The following is a 21,785-nucleotide window of genomic DNA, read 5'->3' as shown; positions in this document are numbered from 1 at the left end:
GACGAAGAGATCAGTCGACGGTCGGCGGAGCCGTCCTCGCCGCCTCGGCGAGCGCCGCCGCCGCGCCGGCGTACGGGTTGTAGCTGTAGGTGCGTGCCAGGCCGGTCGGCACCGTGAAGTACGCGGCCGAGAGTTTCGCCGGGTCGCTGGCGATCTCGCCCCGCGCGGGGGTGTCGTTGCCGTCGTCCCAGCCCCAGGGCGCGTTGGCCGAGTTGGTCGAACAGCTCCAGGTGCCGACGCCGCAGTCGCCGGACGTGTCACCGGCGAACGTGCCCAGACTGGCGAACAGGCTCGCGTTGGAGCGCTGCGCCCACAGGCCGCCAGTGGCGAAGATGTCGATCAGCTGATACCGCACGTCGCGGTCGTTGCCGCTGCTCGGCGTCTCGGCGACGGTCGAGGGGTAGTAGACCAGGCCGTCGCCGTTGATGTCGTACTGCGGGTGTGCCTTGAGGCCGTGGCCCTGCGCCTCCTGCGCCGTCACCGGGTGCTGGAAGGTGTCGTGCGGTGACGCCTGGAACCGCAGGGTGCCGTCGATGCTCTCCCCGCCGCTGGTCCAGGTGCTGCCGGTCGGCGTGTAGGAGAAGAAGTCACTGTGCGCGACCGTGACGGCTGAGCGGAGAACCCCGTACGTGGAGCCGTCGCGCTCGATCGCGAACAGCGCGCCCTCACCGTCGTTCTCGTGTTCGGTCTCGAAGAAGGGGTGGTCCGTCCAGTCGCGAGGGTGGAAGAAGAAGTACGTGATGTACCAGTGGGTGCTCGTCTCCACGACGGAGTAGTACACGTGCGCGGCGAGCGCGGTTCCTGCCTGGCCAGCCCGCTCCCAATTGTTGCGTCCCTCCAGGTCGCCGTCGAGGTCGACCCGGGTGAGGTAGTCCGACTGGCCGCTCAGGGCGTGGCTGCCGGTGGCGTCGACGTCCTGGTAGTGGATGGGCGCCCAGCGGAGGGCCAGCTCGGCCCGGCTGACGGCGGCGTCGGCGGAGGTCGGTGCGGCCAGCGCGGCAGTCGCCAGCGCCGCCGCAGCGCCTGCCGCGATAAGTGCCCTCACCACCCGGGGTCGCCGGGTCCTGCTGCTTGCGTCGAGCATGGTGTGCTCCCGTGTCCGAATGAATAGACCGTAATAAATCATTCGGGGCTCGGACGCCCGGCGGGTGTCCCTGCGGCGACGAGAAAACGGACGATGTTCGACGGGATCAGGATCGGGTTGTATCGATGCGCATCGAATGCCATGCTGTGGTTCGGTCGTGCTCGGGGAGCCAGCGCGCACCAGATCTCCTCCGGTCCACGGGGCGCGAGGTGACGATGTCACCCGTGCCGGGCAGCCTCGTCGGCGACCGGAACCCGAGCGCGGCACCGGCCACCACCTCGGTCATCGGTGCCCGGTAACCACGGAGGCACCAATGCTTCGCATGTTCCTCGCTGTCACGACCATGGCGCTGGCGGCCTGGACCGGGACGGCCACCGCCACCGAGGCGACGCCCACCCCCACCCTGTCGGCCACGCCGTCGCCGTCGCCGACCCTCACCTGCCCGCCGGCTCTGCCGATCACCGGGAGCGTCGCCGGGGTCACCACTACGAGCGTGACCATCTCGTACTCGATCTTCTTCCGGCCGCCCTGCGGTTACGACCCGCCGATGACCGTCAGCCTCTTTGCCAGCCGCGAGGACGCCCAACAGTGGCGGACGCCGGTGGCCGAGGCCGTCTCGGGGCCGGAGCGCAGCGGCACGGTGACCATCGGGGGTCTGACACCCGACACGGAGTACTGGTACCGGTTCAGCGACCCCGACGGTAAGCGCGACCCATACATGATCTGGTCGGCGCGGACCGCCTCGCTGACTTCCTGCCGCGCGACGGCCACGATCGACGCCCGCTGGGGCGGCGGCTTCGTCGCGACGGTCACGGTCCGCAACACCGGGACGCTGCCGCTGGACCAGTGGCGCGTCTCCTGGCGGTGGTCCGGTGACGAGCGGGTCCAGACGGCCTGGGGTGGGGTGGCCGAGACGGCCGGCGCCGACGTCACCGTCCGCAACGCCTCCTACAACGGGACGCTGGCGCTGGACGGGGCGACAACGTTCGGTCTGCTCGTGGCGGGCAGCGCGGTGCCCGACGGCCTGACCCTGGCGTGCGAGCGGTGAACGACGTCCGCCCCGCTCCGGCGCGACAACGGGAGCGGGGCGGACGTCGTGTCGGTCAGGGCTTGCGGGCCACCGCTCCGTAGGCGTCGATCCCGACGGCGTCGGGATCCTCCGGTCGCCACAGGGGGATCGGCACCAGGCCCGGCTCCACCATCGTCAGCCCGTCGAAGCAACTCTCGAGCTCTTCCGGGCTGCGCAGGATGTACGGGACCCCGCCGCTCTGCGCCAGCCGGTCGGCACCGGAGACCACCGCCGGGCTGGTGTCGGTGCCGTCCCAGAGCACCAGGTGGGAGCCGGACGGCACCGCGTCCATCGTGTGTCCGACGATCGAGCGGACCACGTCCAGGTCGGGCTCGTAGCCCATCACGCCCATGTACATGACGGCGATGGGCTGGTCGAAGTCGAGCGTCTGCGCCGCCTCGGCGAGGATCTTCTCCGGGTCGTGGTAGTCGGCCGGGACGTAGGTGGTGACACCCTCCGACGTCGTGCTGGCCAGCAGTGCCCGCGCGTGCACCAGCACCATCGGGTCGTTGTCCACGTAGACGATCCGCGAGTCGGGCGCGATGCCCTGGGCGACCGCGTGCGTGTTCTGCATGGTGGGCAGGCCGGTGCCGATGTCCAGGAACTGCCGGATGCCCGCCTCGGCCGCGAGGTAACGCACGGCCCGCACCAGGAACACGCGTGACTGCTGTGCCATGAGGACGATCTCCGGGTAGACCTCGGCGACAGCGTCGCCGGCCGCCCGGTCGGACTGGAAGTTGTCCTTGCCGCCCATCCAGTAGTTCCAGATCCGTGCCGCGTGCGGCACGTCGGGCTGAAGCTTCGCGGCGAGTTCGGCGTCCGGGCCGGCCATGCCAGGCTCCTATCGAGGGGTCGTCAGCAGGAGGTCACCACAGCGGTACGCCCGGGATCGTACTCCGGGGTTGTCCACTCTCGACTGGGGGTGGACCCACCGCCGTGCAGGGGATCGGGGTCGCTGTCACGGTGAGCCCGTCGCCGGAGGCGCCCACGGCGAGGACGACACAGCGGTCGCCAGCACCGCGCCGAGTCGGACGACCGGCCGGGCGGGTCGGGGTGAACCGGGCCCGAGAAGGGGAAGAGAGCGCATGGTCTGCCGGCGCCTTTCCTGGCGAACGGGTGTCCGGAGCAGGTCCGTACGGCGTCACCCGATGCCTTGGGACAAGCCTGTTCGAGTGATCACCCCGAGCCATCTGGCGTGAGACGGCGATGCGCATACGACTTGAGGAGGAGGGGCGGGTGCACCGATGGTGGGCAGAAGTGCCACCCCGGTCGTGTGAACCACCGCCCGTACCGGTGCATCAAACCCTGTGACAGACCCCGTGGAGGAAGGACCACCCATGCGCGGCAACCTGCTCGTCGGTGCGATGCTCACCCTTACGTTCATCGCCGGTTGCACGTCACCGGTGAAACGGGTCGGCGGCGACGCCGGGCCCGCCGGCTCTCCGTCCACCAGCGCGAGCCCGCCGAGCCCGTCGGCGTCGAGCGCTCCGGCGACCGGCAGCGCGGGCCCGAGTGCTCCGGCCACCCGCAGCGCCACCCCGGGTGCTCCGGCCACCCGCACCTCCGGCCCGGCCACGCCGCTGAGCGAGATCAGGCGGACCGACTGGCCCAACGCGGTGATCCGCGATCTGAAGTTCTGCGGCGAGTCCGACAACTCCGTGGTGTTCCGGAACGGGTCGAACGGCTTCGACGTGCCCTGCCGGATCCTGCCGGGTGGCGCCCGGCCGGTGTACGCCGAATTCCTCACCGAGGAGCCGGCGAACGCGCCGTCGACCGAGGACGCGCTCGTCCTCGTCGAACTTGGCAACTCCAACGCCGCGCGTCGGCAGGCTCTCGTGCCGGTTCAGCTCGACTACACCGGCCGAGAGCGGTGGGCGCGCCCGATCATTCTGGGAGACAACTCCAGTCCGAGCGGCGACCGGGTCATGACGTTCGTCTCGTACCGGGTGGTGGGCGAGACCGTGCAGGCCACCGTCCGCAAGTTGGACGGCGGCACCGAGACGCGTCGGTGGCGCACGGTCGACTTCGCCGGAAACTGGGAACGGTACTAGCGTTGCGTGACCCTCGACGTGTCCACCCGCAACGTCCCGAGGATCTCGTCGGTGCGGTCCACGCCGTCGGTCTGCCTGACCTGGACGTACACGCCGAAGGTGCCGGCGTCCGCGACCAGGGTGACCTCGCTGAACGACGTATGGGCGCCACCGCATCGCGCCCAGTGCCGGACGGTCCCAGTGAGCGCGGCGACGGTGACCGCCCGACCGGCGGTGGGCGTGCATCCGCTGTGATCGGGCAGTGCCGGCCGTTCCGCTCCGCGCAGAGCACGGCTCACTCCCACAAAGACCCCCGGTGTCTCGCTGTCGACATCGGACCAATCGGTGAGGTCCTCCCCGACGAGCAGGCCGGGGCCGCGCCCTTCGGCGAGACCGATCACCGCCGGGTCCCAGCCGCCGTCGCGCAGTTGCCTCGCCCAGCCGTTCGGAACGGCCACCGAGACAGTGCTGGTCGTGTCGCCAACCCGGGTCCAGCCGTGCGGCGCGGTGGCGGCGGTGGCGGATCCGGCCATGACCAGCGTCGCGGTCACGGTGCCGACGGCGGCGAGGAACCGGCGGATGCGCCGCGGCGGCGGGCGGGCCGCCAACTGCCGGCTGGCGAGCAGACCCTCCAACGCGGTGGCGTACGCGGCCGCTGTGGGCCAGCGGCGGTCCGGATCGCGATGCAGCGCCCGGCGGACGGCGCGCTCGACGGCGGCGGGTGCGCGGGGTGCCGCCGTCACCGGCTGCCCGGGCGGCGAACCGGTCAACATGTGGTGCGTCAGCGCGCCGATCGCGTACACGTCGGCGCGCACGTCGATCCCTCCGCCGGGGACGAGCTGCTCGGGCGCCATGTAGGCGGGCGTGCCGGCGACCACTGTGAACCCGGACGCGTGCGCGAGCGTCTTGGCCAGCCCCAGGTCGGCAACCAACACCCGGTCGCCGGCCGGGCTGGGGTCGAACAGCACGTTGGACGGTTTGAGGTCGCGGTGCAGCACGCCGCTGTCGTGCAGGATCGACACCGCCCTGGCGATGTCGGCGGCGATCCGCAGCGCCGAGCGCACCGGCATCGGCCCGCCGCTCAGCCGGTCGGCGAGCGTGCCACCGGCGGCGTACGTCATCACCAGGTACGGCCGGCCGTCGGGCAACTCACCGATGTCCAACACCCGGACCAGGTGATCGGAGTCGACCTGCCGCATGAACCGGGCCTCCTGGCGGAAGCGCCCCCGGATGTCGGCCCGCTGTGACCAGTTGTCGGCGAGCACCTTCACTGCCACCGGCGAGTGCAGCTCGTCGTCGTACGCCAGCCACACGGTGGCGAACGCACCGGCGCCGACGGGGCGTGCGATGCGGTACCGGCCAACCTGCGGCGGGATGGACACGATCGTATTATCCGGCGACCGGGACTCCGGTGACGCCCACGAGCGGGGGAGCGCGGGTGGCGAAGGAATCTGACACCGAAGAGCTGGCGAGGCGGGCGGCGGCCGGCGACAGCCGCGCACTCGACGCGCTGCTGGCCGCGATCGGTCCACGGGTGCTGGAGCAGTGCGGGCGGTTCCTGCCCTGTCGGCAGGACGCGGAGGAGGCGGCGCAGGACGCGTTGTTGCAGGTGGCCCGGCACATCCAACGGTTCGAGGGGCGGTCGCTCTTCTCCACCTGGTTGCACACGGTGGTCGCCAACTGCGCCCGCCAGACCTACCGGTCACTGCGGCGACGAGCGGCCGAGTGGCCCAGCACGCTGCTGCCCGTCGAGGTGGCCGACCCCCGTACGACGAGCGTCATCGCCGGATCGCGCCTCGATCTGCTGGACGCGCTGGATCGGCTGGAGGCGCACCGGCCGGAGCTGGCGACGGCCCTCGTGCTCCGCGACCTGTGTCAGCTCGACTATCAGGAGATCGCCGGGCAGCTGGGCATCCCGATCGGCACGCTGAAGTCCCGGATCCATCACGCCCGTCGGTACGTTCGGGAGACGTTGCAGGGAACCTGAGCGGTGCGTACGCCGATCCATGGTTTTGCCCCTGATCGGCGGACATCGTTTGACATGTGCGGCGATCGCATCTTTGATGGTCGATGTGCACGTTCGGTTGGTCGGGCGCTTGGTCGTCTGGGTGGGCCGGTCGATGCCCTGAGCCTGGAGGACGGATGCGAGTCATCGCGCGGAGCAACCCACGCCACCGTCGACGTCGGCTGTTGCCGGTGGCGATGGCGGCGGTGACGCTGCTGAGCCTGGCGGTCGGCGTGCCCGCAGCCGCCGTGGCACCGTCGACAGTGGTCGGCGTGGCCAGCGGTCGCTGCCTGGACGTGGTCGGCAACGTCAGGACCGCCGGCGCCGGCATCAACATCTACGACTGCAATGGCCAGGCCAACCAGGCGTGGACCTTGACCTCGGCCGGGGAACTGCGGGTCTACGACGAGACGATGTGCCTCGACGTGATCGGCCAGGACACCACCGCTCCCGCCGCGGCGCAGATCAGTGGCTGCACCGGCGGCGCCAACCAACGCTGGCGGATCACCACCTCCGGGACCATCGTCGGCGTCCAGTCCGGCCTGTGCCTGGACGTGTCCGGCGCCAGCACCGCCAACAGCACCACCGTCGGTCTCTGGACCTGCAACGGGCAGTCCAACCAGCGGTGGACGACGTCTCTCGGCAACGCCGACAGTCAGCCGCCGTCCGCGCCGGGCAGCCCACGGGTGAGCGGCCTGACCTGCAACTCGGTGACCTTCGCGTGGAACGCCTCGACGGACAACGTGGCTGTGGCGTTCTACGACATCTACCACGACGGCCAGCTGATGACGTCGGTGAGCGGCACGACGCTGTCCACCAACCTGACGGTGGTGGCCGGCGCGACCTGGGGCCTGTACGTCAACGCCCGCGACGCCGCCGGCAACGTGTCCCAGGCGAGCACCACCGTGTCGATCACCCCGCCGGCCTGTCAGGCGGACACCCAGGCACCGACCGCGCCGCAACAGCTCACCGGCACCGCCTCGGGCACCACTGTGACGCTGCGCTGGACGGCGTCGACCGACAACATCGGAGTCCGGGCGTACGACATCTTTCGCGGCGGCGTGAAGGTCGGCACGGTCACCGGCGCACCGCCGGCGACCACGTTCACCGACAGCGGTCTGGCGGGAAACACCTCCTACCAGTACTACGTTGTGGCTCGGGACGCGCAGGACAACGCCTCGTCGCGCAGCGGCACCGCGACGGTGACCACCGGCGCGGCCTGCGCCAACCCGGTGTGCGGGGTGCGGCAGGTCACCACCGACACCGACATCCCGTGGGGTCTGGTGACGTTGCCGGACGGCAGCGTCCTCTACAACCGCCGCGACGCGCACGACATCATCCAGCTCAACCCGACCACCGGCGCCAAGACCAACCTGGGCACGGTGCCGAACGTGCAGAGCACCGACGGTGAGGGCGGCCTGCTGGGGCTCGCCGTCTCGGCCAGCTACTCCAGCGACCGCTGGCTGTACATCATGCACACCTCGCCGAGCGACAACCGCATCGTCCGGATCAGGCTGGAGAACGGGCGACTCAACACCGCCAGCGAGCAGGTGCTCCTCAGCGGTATCCGGCGGAACAAGTACCACGACGGTGGTCGCCTGCGGTTCGGCCCGGACGGCAAGCTGTACGCCAGCACCGGCGACGCCCAGAACGGCAACTACGCCCAGGACCGGTCGAGCCTCGAAGGCAAGATCCTGCGACTCAACCCGGACGGCACAGTCCCCTCGGACAACCCGTTCGGCAACTACGTGTGGAGCTACGGCCACCGCAACCCGCAGGGGCTGGCGTTCGACTCGCAGGGCCGGCTGTGGGAGCAGGAGTTCGGCAACTCGGTCATGGACGAGACCAACCTGATCACCAAGGGCGGGAACTACGGTTGGCCGGCCTGCGAGGGCACGAGTGGCACCTGCGGCACGGCCGGATTCATCGCGCCGGCGCGCACCTATCCGACCGCCGAAGGGTCCTGCTCCGGCATCACGATCGTGCGCGACGCGCTGTACGTGGCCTGCGCCCGAGGCGCTCGGATGTACCGCGCGGTGATCAGCGGCAGCAGCCTGACGAACGTGCAGACCTACTTCAGTGGCACCTACGGTCGGTTGCGGACGGTGGAGCCGGCTCCCGACGGAGGGCTGTGGCTGACCACCACCAACGTTGGTGACAAGGACAGCACCCCGAACAACAGCAACGAGAAGATCCTCCATGTCACGCTCGGCAACTAGTTCCGACGTCTCCGCAGGGCCACCCCGTGCTGGCCCTGCGGAAACAGCCTCTGGGTCTACCCGGCCCGGCGATTCACGCCGGCTCTACCGAGAGACTGACGCGGCGATCTGACCAAACCCTTACCAGACCAGGGCGGCCCGGTGAGTCAGGCCGGATCGGTCTGGCTGTGGTGCCCGGCCCGCGCGAGGGCGGCAGCGGGATACTCGGCGTCGCCACTGCCGATGTCGGTCATCAACCCGAAAGACTCCTGCCAACTGTCGACCGCCTCCTCCGAGGCCCCGAGGCCGTCGAGACCGACACCGAGCCAGTAGAGCCCGCGCGCGGTGCTGAGATGATCGCCGAGGTGTCGCAGGGCCACCGCTGCCCGGGCGTGCCGAACCGTGGATTCGTACCGCGCGAGGTTCGCGTTCTGGTGCGCGAGGTGCACCTCGAGCGGTGGGATCTGCTGCCGAATGTCGTGGTCGACGGCGATCCGCAGCGCCTCTTCGAGGAGGGCGAGCGACTCCTGCGCCCGCCCCTGCTCGGTATAGAGCCACCCGAGATTGCTCAGGCAGACACACAGGATGAAGACGTCGTCCAACTGCCGAGCCCCGGCCAGGGCGAGGCGCAGGTGCCTCTCGGACTCGCCCCAGTCGCCCTTCTGCCCGTAGGCGTTGCCAATGTTCATCCGGCTGACGACCTCGTCGCGTGGGGAAATCTGCTCCAGGTTGACCTGCGCGGCAATCTCCATCCACCGAATGGCCTTGTCGAAATTCCGCCCCAGCGCGTAGGCGACCCCGAGGCCGTTCGCCATCAGCCGCTCACCGTCCGGCCGGTCGTCGAGGCGCGCCGCGACCACCCCCAGCTCGTGAGTCTCCCGCAGCGTGGTCAGGGCGTGGGTTCGCACCAGGAAGCTGTACTGGCAATCGGCGAGCTGCCAGGTTTCTCGCGCCAGTCCAAGGTTGTCGCAGATCCTGACCAACGCCACCAGGTTGCCGCCCTCCACCTGGAACCACGCGCTGGCGGCACCCATCGAGTCGAAGGTGGGCACCTGCGCGAGTGGATGCGCGATGCGCATGGGCACCGACGTACGAAGGCGCTGGAACACGCTCTGGGCGGCGACACCCTGCTGGACATACGCGTCGGTGAGCCGCCCCACCGCCAGGAGTCGATCGTGATCGGAGTCCTCCCGCTCAGCCCGCTCAGCGCCGTAGAGCCGGAGCAGGTCGTGCATCTGGTAGCGGCCCGTGCCATCGTCGTCGAGGAGGTGGCGGTCCACCAGCGCGTCGATGTGCTCCTGGATCTGGCTCTCGGCCTGGCCCGCGAGGACCGCCGTGGCCGCGGCCGACAGTGCCGTGTTCGGCACGAGGCCCAACAGCCGGAACACGCGCGCCGCGGCGGCCGGCAGGGCGCGATAGGACACCGCGAAGACGCCGCGCACCGCGCTGTCGCCCTCGACAGCCAGCCCGGACAGCCGCTCTCGCGCGTCAGCCAGCTCCAGCAGCAGATCCGGGACGGTCAGACGTTCGTCCACGACGATCCGTGCGGCGGCGACGCGCAGGGCCAGTGGCAGGTTTCCGCAGAGCGCCGCCAGTCGGAGGATCTCGTCCCGGCCCGACGCCGCACGATCCGCGCCGATCATCGTCGCCACGAGCCGGTACGCCTCGTCGTCGGACAACAGGCCCAGCCTCAGGCTCTGTGCCCCCTCGTGGGCCACCAGCCCATCGAGGCGATTGCGGCTGGTGATGACCGTCAGGCAGTACGCCGACGCCGGGAGCAGCGGACGCACCTGTTCGGAGGAGACGGCGTTGTCGAGCAGGACCAACACCCGCCGCTCCGCGAGCGTCGACCGGTACAGGGCCGCCGCCTCGTCGACGTCGAGGGGTATGCGCTCCGGTGGCACGCTCAGCGCCCGCAACAGCTGGCCGAGTGCGTCGATCGGACGGGTCGGCGAATCGGTTCCGTGGCCCCGCAGATTGACGAACACCTGGCCGTCCGGGTAACGCGAGGCCACCCGATGCGCCCAGTGCACGGCCAACGCCGTCTTGCCGAGCCCGCCGATTCCGCCGATCGTGCAGATCGGGGCGACACCGGAGGACGCCCCGTCGTCGCTGGCGGCGTTGTCGAGGGTCACGAGATCCGCGTCGCGGCCGATGAATCCCGGAATGTCGCGCGGCAGGTGCCGCGGCGCGGCCGAGGTGTTGTCGGCATGGCTGAGCGTCGGAAACGCGAGATCCGGGTCGTCGGCGAGAATCCGTTGGTGCAGGCGCTGGAGATCCTGGCCGGGCTCGACACCGAACTCCTCGACAAGCGTCCGGCGCGCGTCACGGTAGACCTCGAGGGCTTCGGCACGCCGACCGGCACGAGTCAGCGCCACCATGAACAGCTCGATCCCGTGTTCCCTGGTGGGGAACTCCCGCACCAGGTCGGCCAGCAGCCCCACCACCCGGACATGCTCACCGGCCGCCAGTTCGGCCTCCACCCGTCGCTCGAACGCGGCCAACCGGCGCTCCTCAAGACCACGCCCGAGCCGCTGACGTAGTGCCTCGTCCGCCACACCGACCAGCAGCGGGCCACGCCACAGGTCGAGGGCCGCAGCCAGGGCCTGAGCACGGACCGCAGGATCGGCGATCGTGCGCGTCCGGTCCACCTCTGCCGTGAACCGGTGCAGGTCGACCGTCGCGGGGTCCACATCGATCAGGTAGCCCGCGCCGCGCGTGACGATGCGAACGCCGTACGGGGCGAGTCTCCGTCGCAGCCGTGCCACGTAGGTGTGCAGGGTAGCGCGACGATCCGCCGCGTCGACGTCACTCCAGAGCAACTCGATCAGACGTTCCGTCAGCAGCACCCGGCGGGGCTCCAGCAACAGCAACCCCAGCAGGCAGCGCTCCTGTCGGCGACCCAGCTCGACCGGGCTGCCCCGGTGGCTGGCCGCGACATCCCCGAGCACCTGGAACTCCACAGGGCGCAGCGTATCGGGTATCGATCGCCCTCAACGGCGGCGCAAACCCCCAGCCCTGGTGACGATGCGGGTCGGGCTGGGTGCCACCGTGTTCGCCCTGGCCGGACGGCGTGATCCGTGCCCTCAGCCACTGGCAAGGAGCACGAGTTGCTGGGTGGCCCGGGTCATCGCGACGTAGCGGTCGACAGCCCCTTCGATGCCGGTGCCGAACGTTTCCGGGTCCACGAGGACGACCAGGTCGAACTCCAGGCCCTTGGCCTGCTCCGGGCTCAGTGACCGGACGCGGGCCGTGGGCGGGAACGCCGGGTCGCCGATCACGCAGGCGATCCCGTCGGCGTGCGCGGCGAGCCAGGTGTCGAGGATCGACACCAGGTCCGCGACCGATCCGTGGACGACGGGGAGCCCGTTGCCGCGGATCGAGGTCGGCACGTTGGCGCCGGGGAGCACGGCCCGGATGACCGGCTCGGCCTGCGCCATGACCTCCGCCGGCGTCCGGTAGTTGATGCTTAACGAGGCCACTGTGACCCGGTCCAGCCCGACCCGCTTGAGGCGTTCCTGCCACGACTCGGTGAACCCGTGCCGGGCCTGGGCGCGGTCGCCCACGATGGTGAAGCTGCGCGACGGGCAGCGCGCCAGCAGCATCTGCCAGTGGGCGTCGGTCAGCTCCTGCGCCTCGTCGACGACGATGTGCGCGAACGGGCCGGCCAGCAGGTCCGGGTCGGCGTCCGGCAGTCCGGACTCGTCGACCAGGGCGTCGCGCAGGTCGGGCTGACGCAACATCGTCAGCAGGCCCTCCCCGTCGTCGTAGGTGTCGGCCGCGAGCAGTTCGTCGACGACCCGGGCCATGTGCTCGCGTTCGACAGTGGCGGCCGGGTCACGCCGGCGGGTGCGCCCCGACCGCTCCGCGTCGCCGAGGCGCTGCCGGGCCGCGTCGAGCAGCGGCAGGTCGGACACGGTCCAGGCCCGGGGCTCGTCGCGTTGCAGCTTGCGGACCTCAGCCGGGCTGAGCCACGGCGCGCACCTGCGCAGGTACGCGGGCACCGACCACAGGTCACCCACGAGTTCGGCCGCGTCGAGCAACGGCCAGGCGCGGTTGACAGCCGCCCGCAGTTCCCGGTTACGCAGCAGCGAGTCGCGGAGCACGTCGTCCGGGTCGTCGCCGTCGTACCTGTCGACGAGGATGGTGAGCAGTTCCTCCCAGATCTCCTCGCGCGCCTCGTTGTGCGGCGTGCCCGGCCCGGGTGCCTGGAACGCGTCGGCCCAGTCGTCGGCGCTCAGCCGTACGTCGGAGTCGCCGACCGTGATCGTCATCGGGGCGACCGGCGGGTCCTCGTAGAACCGGACGGCCGCGTCGACCGCCCGGACCAGCTCGGCCGAGGACTTCAGCCGGGCCGCCTCCGGGTCGGTGTCGGCCGTTGCCGTGGCCCCCTCGGGCACGAGGTCGCGCAGGGTGCAGGTCTGCACGTCCTCCTCGCCGAGGCTGGGCAGGACGTCGGCGACGTACGCCAGGTAGGGCTGGTGCGGCCCCACGAAGAGCACCCCACCCCGGCGCTGACCGAGGCGCGGGTCGGAGTAGAGCAGGTACGCGGTGCGGTGCAGGGCGACAACTGTCTTCCCGGTGCCCGGACCGCCGTCGACCACGAGGGCGCCGGCCGACTCCGCCCGGATGATGGCGTCCTGGTCCGCCTGGATCGTGCTGAGCACGTCGCGCATCCGGGCCGACCGGGCGCCGCCCAGACTGGCGATGAACGCGGACTGGTCGTCGAGCGCGACGGCGTGCCCCACGAGCCCGTCCGCTGTGAACACCTCGTCCCAGTAGTCGCTGATCCGGCCGCGGGTCCAGCGGTAGCGGCGGCGGCTCGCCAGGCCCATCGGGTTGGCGTGGGTCGCGCCGAAGAACGGCTCGGCGGCGGGTGAGCGCCAGTCGAGCAGGAGCCGCCGACCAGTGCTGTCGGTGAGGCCGCGACGCCCGATGTACACGGGCTCGGGGTTGTCCGCCGGGACCACGTGGCCCAGGCACAGGTCCAGCCCGTAGCGGCTCAGTGAGCGCAGGCGGGCGGTCAGCCGGCGGACCTCCTCGTCCCGGTCGACGGCCTGCCGGCCCTTGCCGCCGGGCGCCCGGCGCGCGGTGTCCAGACGGTCGGACAACTCGGCGCTCAGCTGCGCGAGAGCCTGCGCCATGGCGGTGAAGTGCCCCTCGTCGTGAGCGATGAGCGCCGGGTCGGCCTTGGGGGAGAGGTGATCGGGGAGTTCGAACACGGAGGTAGGCAAGGAATCCAATTCATGACTTCCATTTCGGCAGAATCTGGCCTCGGCCGACGATTCTGCGTCATAAATGGGGTCTTGCCGCAAGCCCCCCAGTGCGGTATAAGTTAGAAGTGGCGGGAGGCTGGGTGTCTCCCGTTTTCCGTGTTCAGGGCACGTCCACGACGTCGCGGCCGAGGGGCCAGAACGCGGCCGGAACGAGCTTGAAGTTGGCGATGCCGAACGGGATCCCGATGATCGTGACGCAGAGGGCGATGCCCGCGAGGATGTGGGAGAGCGCGAGCCACCAGCCGGCCAGCACCACCCAGAGGATGTTCGCCAGGCCGGAGCCGATGCCCGCGCCTGGCTTGGGCACCAGTGTGCGGCCGAAGGGCCACAGCGAGTAGACCGCGAGGCGCAGCGACGCGACGCCGAACGGGATGGTGATGACCAGGACGAAGCAGATCAGCGCGGCGATGCCGTAGCCGACCGCCAGCACGATGCCACCGCCGAGGACGAGCCACAGCACATTCAGTACGAAACGAATCACCACTCCAGCATGAAACATGCTCGCCACCCGGCCGGCCCGCCCGGTGCCCTCAGCGCGGAACGGCCACCGCGTGACCCTCGGCGGGTGTCCTCGCGCCACCGTCGGACAACTGGGCGAGGGCGTCGTCGCGGCTGTCGAAGATCGGGAAAGCCCCGTCCAGACGCATGGTGTGCAGGACGGTGCGGATGAATCGCGACGGAGCGGCGAGGCAGAGCGTGACACCGCGTTCGCGGGCCTCCCGGTGGGCGCGGACGAGCAGGCCGAGGCCTGTCGAGTCGATGATGTGCACCCGGCTCAGGTCGACGACCACATGCCCGCCCACCTCGGCCACGTGCCGGCCGCAGGTGTCGCAAATCAGGGTCATCAGGTGCTCGTCCGGGACGACGGTCATGCTGCTGGTCCTACCTCGCTCACGATCGGGAGCACCTGATCCAGGCGGGTGGTGTGCAGGATGCGCCGAACCCGAGGGTTCGGACTGCGGACGGTGAGGGCCGCGTCGGCGCGAGCCAGCCGCCGGTGCACGTCGAGAAGCAGCCCGATGGCGGCGGCGTCGAGGTGCCGGCAGTCGGACAGGTCGAGCACGATCTGTGCGGGGCGCAGCGCCAGCAGCCGATCGAACATCGCGCCGACCTCCGGCAGACAGCCCAGATCGAGTTCGGTGACGCGAACCTCGACCAGCGGCAGCGTGTACCTCGCGGGCAGCACCGGCGTCGCCATTGCCGTACCCCTCTCCGTCAGCTCTCGGTCCCTTCCCCCACCGTGCTGGGTGGGGTTGGCGATCACTGCAAGGCTCTGTGACAGTTGTGTGAAAAACCGCCGGCCGGGCCGCGTGGTTGGCCGCCCGACGGTCGGCCGAGCATGATTCCGGGATGACGGCCGTGCTGGTGATCGAGGACGACGACCGCATCCGGCTCGCGCTGCTGCTCGCACGTGGTCACCCTCGACCTGCTTCCGATCGGCGGCCTGTGCATGGCGTTGGCGCTGGCGCCGGCGCTGCCGTTGGTGCGAGAGCGGGGGGAGCGGACCGAGTCGCCCTTGGCCGTCCGCTGAGGACTCCGGATGGCGCTGGCCGACGGGCCAGCGCCACCCGGGATGCCGCTACTTCAGGGCGAGGGTGCGGGCGTCGGCGGCGATGACGCTTGCGATCTCGGCCGGCACCAGCTTGCCGGCCTGCCGGTCGGCGTAGGTGGCCAGCTCGGCGTACTGGGCGTGGGTCAGCTTGGTGGCCATCGCCGTGACGGCCGCCGAGTCCGCGCCGGAGGTGAGGATCAGGTAGCCGAGGCCGGCCTGGCTCACCGTCACGGTGAAGGTGCTGGTTGCGGTGGCGGTGCCCTCGGGCCCGGTCGCCTCGGTGGAGATGGTGTGTCGACCGGCGGTCAGCTTCGCCAGGTCGAGCTTGCGCCCGGCGGCCGACTTCTTACCGTCCAACGTGACGGTGACGGTGTCCGCGTTGGTCGCGGCGATCGCGATCACCGGGGACTGCGCCCGGTCCAGCCGAGCCCCGTCGGCCGGTGAGGTGATCCGCACGGTCGGGTCGGCGGAGGCCCGCTGGACGAACGCCGAGTTCCAGCCGACCAGCTCGGCCGCGCGGTTGGTGATGATCGCGTCGGCGCCGATCCGCTCCAACCGTTGCCACAGGCCGGCGGAGTCCATCGTCCAGGCCATCACGGCGACCCCGGCGGCGTGCAGCGGAGCGACGACCTCCGGCTTGGCCAGCAGCGCGTTGCCGTCCGGGTTGTACGCGGTCAGGTGCAGCTCCTTCGCGATCGCCGCCGGGTCGGCGTCGAGGGTGCTGCGAAGCAGGCCGAGTGGCAGCTCGGGGGCGATCTCGTAGGTGTACCTGAGGGCGTCGACCTCGAAGCTCTGAATGAAGACCCGGCCCATCATCTGCTCGTCCCGGATCACCTGGATGATCGTGGCGACCTCGTCGCGGGTGTGCTTGCCCTTGATCTCGACGAGCAGGTTGCCACCCCGGGTCCGTAGGTCGGCGAGCTGCTCGGCGAGGGTGGGCACCCGCTCGCCGACGTACTGCGGGCCGAACCAGGAGCCTGCGTCGAGCGCCTTGATCTGCGCGGCGGTCAGGTCCCGGATGTTGCCGGTGCCGTCGGTGGTCCGGTCGACGGTGCCGTCGTGCAGGATGAACGGGATGCCGTCCTTGCTCGGCTGGACGTCGTTCTCGATCCAGTCGGCGCCGCCCTTACGGGCGATCTCCTGGGCGACGAGGGTGTTCTCCGGTGCGGCTGCGGACGCGCCCCGGTGGGCGATCACGGTGAACGGGCTGCCCTCGGGGCGGAGGTAGCCGTTCGGCGCCAGCTCGGTGACTGTGACGTCGTCGTACGACACGGTCGCGCCGTTGACGAACAGCCCCTGGACGCCGTCGGCGGAGCGCTGGAGGCTGCTCGTCCGCATCGCCTCCCGCCCGTCGAAGATCCAGCGGGCCTGGTTGCCGTGCACCTCCACGGCGACGCGGACGTCCCGGCCGGTGCCTGCGGCGGACGCGGCGGAGGCGGTGTTCGTCACGACCCAGGCGTTGGCCGTGGTCCGCTGGGCGAATTCGAGCCCGTTGGCGGCGGTGGTGCCGCTGCGCATGGTGGCGATCCACCAGGGGGTCGCGCCACTGGCGGGGACGTCGATGCCGAGGGAGGCCCAGCGGGTGGCGGCCGAGACCGACTCGAAGCGCATGGTCGCCTCAAGGCGGAAGTCGTTCAGGTGCCGACCAAAGGTGATCTTGTTGTTCTCACTGGAGCTGGCGGAGGTTCCGTACAGCCGGCCGTTCTCAACCTTCCAGGTGCCGTCGACCGCGTTCCAGCCGGCGGGCAGCGACCCGGCCGAGAAGTTCTCCGAGACGACGACGTTGCCCGGCTCGGCGGTGGCGGGCGACGAGGTCGCGACGGCGACCGCGACGGCAGCGCCGGTGACGGCGAAGGCGGCGACGGAGGCGGCGACCCGGGTACGCCTGGCGCCGAGATGCGTTCCGGCGCGGCGAGGCGACGGTGGTGCGGGTAGGACAGTCATGGTCGGAACGGTACGAAGCACGCCCGAACTGATGATCAATCAAGCATGGCGGCCGCCGGAACGTCGGGTGTACCGCACCGGATCGGCCAGGTGCCGACCCCGCAACCCGATGGCGGAGTTTTGCCCGCCGCGGGAACGCCGCAATAATGCAACACCGGCTACCCGTCACACATCTCGGATGGCTGAACCTTCCCTCTGATCGCCCCGGCCGCGGAGGCCTCATGACCAACGTCCGTTCCACTGATCAACTGGTCATCGCCCGCGGTGAACCGACGTCACGACTGCGCGTCGGCCGCCTGCTCGCGCTGCTCCTTCCGGCCACGGCGGCCATGTACGCGCTGTTCAACGGCATCTCGGCGGTCATCCTCCCGGGCCAGGTGGAGGCGGTCGACCCGGCGTCAAAGGTCGGCAACCTCGCCCTGCTCACCACGCTTGCGGCCGTTGCGTCGATGGTCGCCATCCCCGCCGGTGGCGCGATCTCCGACCGCACCCGTTCCCGCTACGGGCGCCGAACGCCGTGGATCGCCGCGGCCGCGGTGGTCTCGGCCGTCGCCTGCATCCTCATGGGGCTGGCCGACAGTCTGCCGGGGCTGATCGCGACCACCGTGGTGCTGTGGTTCGCGGCGAACTTCTATTCGGGCGCGCTCACGGCAATCCTGCCCGACCGCATTCCTCAGGACCGTCGTGGCCTGGCGTCGGCGGTCATCGGGATGGGCACCCCGGTCGGCATTGTCTTCGGTGTCCAGGTGGCCAGCCGGTTGGGCCAGCTGAGCGCCTATGCCGTGATCGGCGCGGTTCTGCTGGTCACCACTGCACTACTGCTGCTCGGTGCCCGGGAGGGCTCGGCGCGCGACCTGCCGGTCGCTGTGCGGGATCGGAGGACCATGGGGGAGTCGTTCCGGGCGTTCTTCGCCGCGTTCGGCACCCGGGACTTCCGGCTGGCCTTCGTCAGCCGGTTCATGCTCTTCGCGTCCTACTTCGTGGTCAGCGGCTACGCCTTCTATACGCTGCAGGACTACATCGGCACCGGCAATGTGCCCAACGGCGACGTCGCGGCGGCCGTGAGCACGATGCTGACTCTGAGCATTCTGGTGTGGGTGGTCGTTGCCAACCTCGCGGGCTGGGTCGCGGACAAGGTGGACCGTCGCAAGCTGTTCGTCGGGGTGAGTGCCCTCGGCGTCGCCGCGTCGATGATGATCCCCCTCGCGATGCCCACCTGGACCGGGATGCTGGTCTACTCCGCGTGCCTGGGAGCCTCGATCGGCACCTACTTCGCCATCGACCTGGCGGTCATGTCCCTGGTGCTGCCGAACGCCGACAGCGAGGGCCGCGACTTGGGCATCCTGCAGGTGGCCACCGGCCTGCCTCAACTGCTCGCCGGACCGGTGGCTGGCGCGGTGATCACCTGGTTCGGTGGCTACCCCGCGCTGTTCGTCTTCGGTGCCTTGAGCGCGCTGGTGTCGGGCCTGCTGATGCTCCGCATCCGCAGCATCCGGTGACTCCGCCGGGCGGCACCGCCCGACCTGGACGTCGCCCGCGCCAGGTCGGTCTGACGGGGCCGGTGATACCATCCGTCGGTGCAGGGGGCCTCGTACCGGTTTGACGGGTTCGAGCTCAATACCTCCCTCTACGAGCTCCGCCTCGCAGGCCGACGCATCCCGCTCGAGCCCCGGGCGTTCGACGTCCTCCATTACCTGATCTCGCATCGCGACCGGGTCGTGTCCAAGGAGGAACTCCTCGACTCGGTGTGGGGCGATCGCTTCGTGAGCGAGGCGTCGGTCACCACGGTGCTCCGGACCATCCGAGTGGCGATCGGCGACGCCGGCAGGGAACACCGGTTGATCCGTACCGCATATCGCCGCGGCTACCAGTTCGTCGGGACGGTCATGCAGACGACGGCCGGGGCCGGCCCTGGATCAGAGCACGATGTCCGCCTACCTGACCGACTTGCGGTGTCCTCGGGTTTGGGGTTCGCGGGCCGGGAGCACGAGCGCGTGGTGCTCGCGGACCTGTGGAAGGAGGTGCTTGCCTCGGGACAGCGTCGGGTGGTGCTGGTGAGCGGAGAGGCGGGGATCGGCAAGACGACGCTGTGTGCGGTGTTCGCGGCGGCGGCGCATCGCGATTCGGTGGTGCTGTACGGGCGTTGTGACGAGGAATTGTCGATTCCGTATCAGCCCTGGCGGGAAGTGCTGACAAGCCTTGGCGACGACGCCCCTGACGTCCTCGCTGGCCGACACGAAGCGCTCGCGCCGTTGCTGGGTGGTGCGGGCGCGGTGGACCTGGAATCGGATTCGGCGCGGTTCGCGCTCTACAGTTCGGTCATCGACGTACTAGGCGCCGTCTCGAGACGGGGTAAGCCAGCGCTCCTCGTGCTCGACGATCTGCATTGGGCGGACGTGCAGACGCTCGCACTCCTGCGTCACCTTGTCGAGCGGGCCCTGACGACACCGGTGTTGGTGATCGCGACGTTTCGGGATTCCGACATCGACGCCTCGCATCCGCTGACCGCGTTGTTGGCCGCGACCCACCGTGAACCAGGCACGTCCCGGTTGGCGTTGCGTGGTCTCGACGACAACGAGATGCTCGGCCTCCTGGAGACAATCGCGGGCCACGAGATGGACCACGACGGACTCACGCTGAGGGACGCGTTGCGAGCCGAGACGGAGGGCAACCCGTTCTTCGTCACCGAGATCCTCCGCCATCTCGCCGAGACCGGAGCCATCAGCCAACACGACGACGGCCGCTGGGCGGCTCCGGCCCACCTGCAAACCCGAGGGCTGCCCGTCAGCGTGCGCGAGGTCGTGGGCCGCCGCGTCCAACGCCTAGGACCCGAAACGCGGAGAGCACTCGACATCGCGTCGGTCATCGGTCGGGACTTCGAGCTCGACCTGCTCTCCGACCTGCTCGGCGAAGACCCCCTCCGAACGTTTGAGCGCCTCGCGCCGGCTGTGGACAACGCACTCGTCACCGACACCGCCGGGCGGTTCGCGTTCACGCACGCCATCGTCGCCCACACCCTGTACGCGGAACTGAAGCCCACCGCGCGTGCGTTCGGTCACCAGGCGGTCGCGGTAGCGCTGGAGCGACGTGTCGGCGACGACGCGGGCGAACGGGCCGGCGAGATCGCCAACCATTGGATCCACGCCATCCCCCCGCATAATCGCGGCAAGGCCGCTGAGTACGCCCAGCGAGCGGGCGACTACGCGCTGACCCACCTCGCACCCGACGAAGCGGTCGCCTGGTATCGCCAAGCCCTCGATCTCGTCCCCGCCGACCAGACCACGCGGCGCTGTGAAGCCCTCGTCGGCCTCGGGACCGCCCTACGCCAAGCGGGCGACCCTGCGCACCGCGAAACCCTTCTTGAGGCCGGCCGCCTCGCCATCCGCCTACACCACGACGACCTCCTCGTACGTGCGGCGCTCGCCAACAACCGCGGTGACGTCAGCCAGTTCGGGACGATCGACGACGAACGGGTCCAGATCCTGCAGGGTGCGATCGCGGCGCAGCCCCGCACGGCCGACTGCGCACTTCTCCACGCGATTCTCTCCATCGAGATCCACGCTGGGCCCGTGGACCAGGTCGAAGAGGCTGCGTCGCGTGCGCTGACGCTCGCCCGCGAAGCGGGCGAAGACCACATCCTCGCGCATGTCGCCCGCCTCGCCGAAAGCGCGCTGCGCACCCTGGACGCGCTCGATCGCCGTGAGCAGTTGCTGCACGAAGGCATCGCCGCCGCGGAACGTACCGGCGACGCGCGGCTGCGCGGCCTGCTCTCGATGTCCCACCACGAGATCGCACTCGAACGAGGCGACCGCGACACGATGGACCGGGAGAAACACATCCGGGACTCGTTCGCCATGCGCAGCCCGGAGCCATTTGTTCGGTGGACCAACGCGCAGACACTGTCGATTCACCTCTTCCTGGACGGTGACCTGGAAGCAGCCGACGCCGCCGCCCACGCCGCATTCGAACTCGGCGTCGCAACTGGACAGCCCGAGGCGTTCTTCAGCTACGCCGGCCAGATCTTCCAGATCCGCCGAGCCCAGGACCGCCTGGCCGAAATGACCGAGGCCATGGAGCAACTCCTCGACGAGAACCCCACGCTGCAGGTTTTCCGGGCCGGCCTTGCCTACCTGTGGTGCGAACTCGGCCGCGAACAGGAGGCCCTAGCGCTCACCGACTCCCTCGATGTCTCGCCCGGTGGCGCACCGCAGTTCTGGTCGACGACCTTGCTGCTGTGGGCCGAGGTCTGCTACAGGCTGGCCCTTCCCGCACCGGCATCCCGACTCGTGCCGGTCCTCGGTCGTTGGCGAGACCAGGTCGCCAGCACCGGCGCGACAACCGAGGGTTCCATCGCCTATGGTCTCGGTCTCGCGCTCGCAACCCTCGGCCGCGTCGACGAAGCAGCCGCCGCGTACGACCTCGCGCTCACCGTCAACCGCCGCCTCCGAGCACCCCTGTTCGTCGCCCGTACCCAACTCGCCTATGCCGAACTGCTCGCCGGGGTCGACCCCGACCGGGCACGCGCCCTCGCCATCGAAGCGAGGGCGACCACCGATCAATTCGGCTTCGCACTCATCAGCCGGCGCAGCGAACAACTCCTCGAACGCCTCCCCTTGAGCCTCTGAAC

Annotated in this window: 15 protein-coding genes and 1 pseudogene; 7 read left to right on the top strand and 9 right to left on the bottom strand. The window is 70.2% G+C overall.

Features of this window, described 5'->3' with window-relative positions; all coding sequences use genetic code 11:
- Positions 1–10 precede the first annotated feature (10 nt).
- A complete protein-coding gene (locus KBX71_RS02550) occupies positions 11–1,084 on the bottom strand; it encodes a hypothetical protein (RefSeq protein WP_210816328.1) in 1,074 nt (357 codons plus the stop codon).
- A 313-nt stretch (positions 1,085–1,397) separates the two neighbouring features.
- Here KBX71_RS02550 and KBX71_RS02545 point away from each other — a divergent pair, with 313 nt between their 5' ends.
- On the top strand, positions 1,398–2,132 hold the full coding sequence (locus KBX71_RS02545; protein ID WP_210816327.1) for a cellulose binding domain-containing protein: 735 nt from the start codon (positions 1,398–1,400) through the stop codon (positions 2,130–2,132).
- Between the two features lie 55 nt (positions 2,133–2,187).
- On the opposite strand, the gene KBX71_RS02540 is transcribed toward KBX71_RS02545, so the two are convergent.
- Entirely contained in the window at positions 2,188–2,985 is a 798-nt protein-coding gene (locus KBX71_RS02540) for an SAM-dependent methyltransferase (protein WP_210816326.1), read from the bottom strand.
- Positions 2,986–3,490: 505 nt separating this feature from the next.
- Here KBX71_RS02540 and KBX71_RS02535 point away from each other — a divergent pair.
- Positions 3,491–4,204 (top strand): hypothetical protein, encoded by a 714-nt coding sequence (locus tag KBX71_RS02535; RefSeq protein ID WP_210816325.1) that lies wholly within the window; start codon positions 3,491–3,493, stop codon positions 4,202–4,204.
- Here KBX71_RS02535 and KBX71_RS02530 read toward each other — a convergent pair.
- On the bottom strand, positions 4,201–5,565 hold the full coding sequence (locus KBX71_RS02530; protein WP_210816324.1) for a serine/threonine-protein kinase: 1,365 nt from the start codon (positions 5,563–5,565) through the stop codon (positions 4,201–4,203). The two genes, KBX71_RS02535 and KBX71_RS02530, sit on opposite strands and share 4 nt — an antisense overlap.
- 56 nt (positions 5,566–5,621) lie before the next feature.
- Here KBX71_RS02530 and KBX71_RS02525 point away from each other — a divergent pair, with 56 nt between their 5' ends.
- Complete coding sequence (locus KBX71_RS02525) at positions 5,622–6,170, top strand: RNA polymerase sigma factor (RefSeq protein WP_210816323.1); 549 nt, start codon at positions 5,622–5,624, stop codon at positions 6,168–6,170.
- A 155-nt stretch (positions 6,171–6,325) separates the two neighbouring features.
- Positions 6,326–8,407, top strand: coding sequence for a PQQ-dependent sugar dehydrogenase (locus tag KBX71_RS02520; protein ID WP_210816322.1), 2,082 nt, complete (start codon positions 6,326–6,328; stop codon positions 8,405–8,407).
- A 146-nt stretch (positions 8,408–8,553) separates the two neighbouring features.
- Here KBX71_RS02520 and KBX71_RS02515 read toward each other — a convergent pair whose 3' ends face one another.
- From KBX71_RS02515 to KBX71_RS02495, 5 genes are all read right to left on the bottom strand, one after another.
- Entirely contained in the window at positions 8,554–11,349 is a 2,796-nt protein-coding gene (locus KBX71_RS02515; protein WP_210816321.1) for an AfsR/SARP family transcriptional regulator, read from the bottom strand.
- A gap of 123 nt (positions 11,350–11,472) precedes the next feature.
- Entirely contained in the window at positions 11,473–13,608 is a 2,136-nt protein-coding gene (gene helR / locus KBX71_RS02510; protein ID WP_307846928.1) for an RNA polymerase recycling motor ATPase HelR, read from the bottom strand.
- A gap of 154 nt (positions 13,609–13,762) precedes the next feature.
- Positions 13,763–14,143, bottom strand: coding sequence for a YccF domain-containing protein (locus KBX71_RS02505; protein ID WP_210816319.1), 381 nt, complete (start codon positions 14,141–14,143; stop codon positions 13,763–13,765).
- Positions 14,144–14,192: 49 nt separating this feature from the next.
- Entirely contained in the window at positions 14,193–14,507 is a 315-nt protein-coding gene (locus KBX71_RS02500; protein ID WP_374102576.1) for an STAS domain-containing protein, read from the bottom strand.
- A 23-nt stretch (positions 14,508–14,530) separates the two neighbouring features.
- Entirely contained in the window at positions 14,531–14,860 is a 330-nt protein-coding gene (locus KBX71_RS02495; RefSeq protein WP_210816317.1) for an STAS domain-containing protein, read from the bottom strand.
- 116 nt (positions 14,861–14,976) lie between these two features.
- Between KBX71_RS02495 and KBX71_RS34705 the strand changes: the two are divergent.
- Positions 14,977–15,072, top strand: a pseudogene (locus KBX71_RS34705) (DNA-binding response regulator); the annotation flags it as partial.
- Positions 15,073–15,241: 169 nt separating this feature from the next.
- Here KBX71_RS34705 and KBX71_RS02490 read toward each other — a convergent pair.
- Positions 15,242–17,158 carry a glycerophosphodiester phosphodiesterase family protein gene (locus tag KBX71_RS02490; RefSeq protein WP_210816316.1) on the bottom strand — a complete coding sequence of 639 codons (1,917 nt, stop codon included), beginning with the start codon at positions 17,156–17,158 and terminating at the stop codon, positions 15,242–15,244.
- A 221-nt stretch (positions 17,159–17,379) separates the two neighbouring features.
- Here KBX71_RS02490 and KBX71_RS02485 point away from each other — a divergent pair, with 221 nt between their 5' ends.
- Both KBX71_RS02485 and KBX71_RS02480 read left to right on the top strand, forming a co-directional pair.
- A complete protein-coding gene (locus tag KBX71_RS02485) occupies positions 17,380–18,657 on the top strand; it encodes an MFS transporter (protein ID WP_210816315.1) in 1,278 nt (425 codons plus the stop codon).
- Positions 18,658–18,735: 78 nt separating this feature from the next.
- Positions 18,736–21,783 carry an AAA family ATPase gene (locus KBX71_RS02480; protein WP_210816314.1) on the top strand — a complete coding sequence of 1,016 codons (3,048 nt, stop codon included), beginning with the start codon at positions 18,736–18,738 and terminating at the stop codon, positions 21,781–21,783.
- Positions 21,784–21,785: the final 2 nt, after the last annotated feature.

This window comes from Micromonospora sp. D93 (genome assembly GCF_018070365.1).
Lineage (GTDB): Bacteria > Actinomycetota > Actinomycetes > Mycobacteriales > Micromonosporaceae > Micromonospora > Micromonospora ureilytica.
Note: the sequence above shows the minus strand (reverse complement) of the source record. Positions and strands in the feature narration are given on the sequence as shown.

What these genes read in the sequence shown, in the direction of transcription:
- KBX71_RS02495 (WP_210816317.1), bottom strand. Translation starts at nt 14,860, where the DNA reads ATGGCGACGCCGGTGCTGCCCGCGAGGTACACGCTGCCGCTGGTCGAG.
- KBX71_RS02520 (WP_210816322.1), top strand. Translation starts at nt 6,326, where the DNA reads ATGCGAGTCATCGCGCGGAGCAACCCACGCCACCGTCGACGTCGGCTG.
- KBX71_RS02535 (WP_210816325.1), top strand. Translation starts at nt 3,491, where the DNA reads ATGCGCGGCAACCTGCTCGTCGGTGCGATGCTCACCCTTACGTTCATC.
- KBX71_RS02485 (WP_210816315.1), top strand. Translation starts at nt 17,380, where the DNA reads ATGACCAACGTCCGTTCCACTGATCAACTGGTCATCGCCCGCGGTGAA.
- KBX71_RS02550 (WP_210816328.1), bottom strand. Translation starts at nt 1,084, where the DNA reads ATGCTCGACGCAAGCAGCAGGACCCGGCGACCCCGGGTGGTGAGGGCA.
- KBX71_RS02545 (WP_210816327.1), top strand. Translation starts at nt 1,398, where the DNA reads ATGCTTCGCATGTTCCTCGCTGTCACGACCATGGCGCTGGCGGCCTGG.
- KBX71_RS02500 (WP_374102576.1), bottom strand. Translation starts at nt 14,507, where the DNA reads ATGACCCTGATTTGCGACACCTGCGGCCGGCACGTGGCCGAGGTGGGC.
- KBX71_RS02490 (WP_210816316.1), bottom strand. Translation starts at nt 17,158, where the DNA reads ATGACTGTCCTACCCGCACCACCGTCGCCTCGCCGCGCCGGAACGCAT.
- KBX71_RS02540 (WP_210816326.1), bottom strand. Translation starts at nt 2,985, where the DNA reads ATGGCCGGCCCGGACGCCGAACTCGCCGCGAAGCTTCAGCCCGACGTG.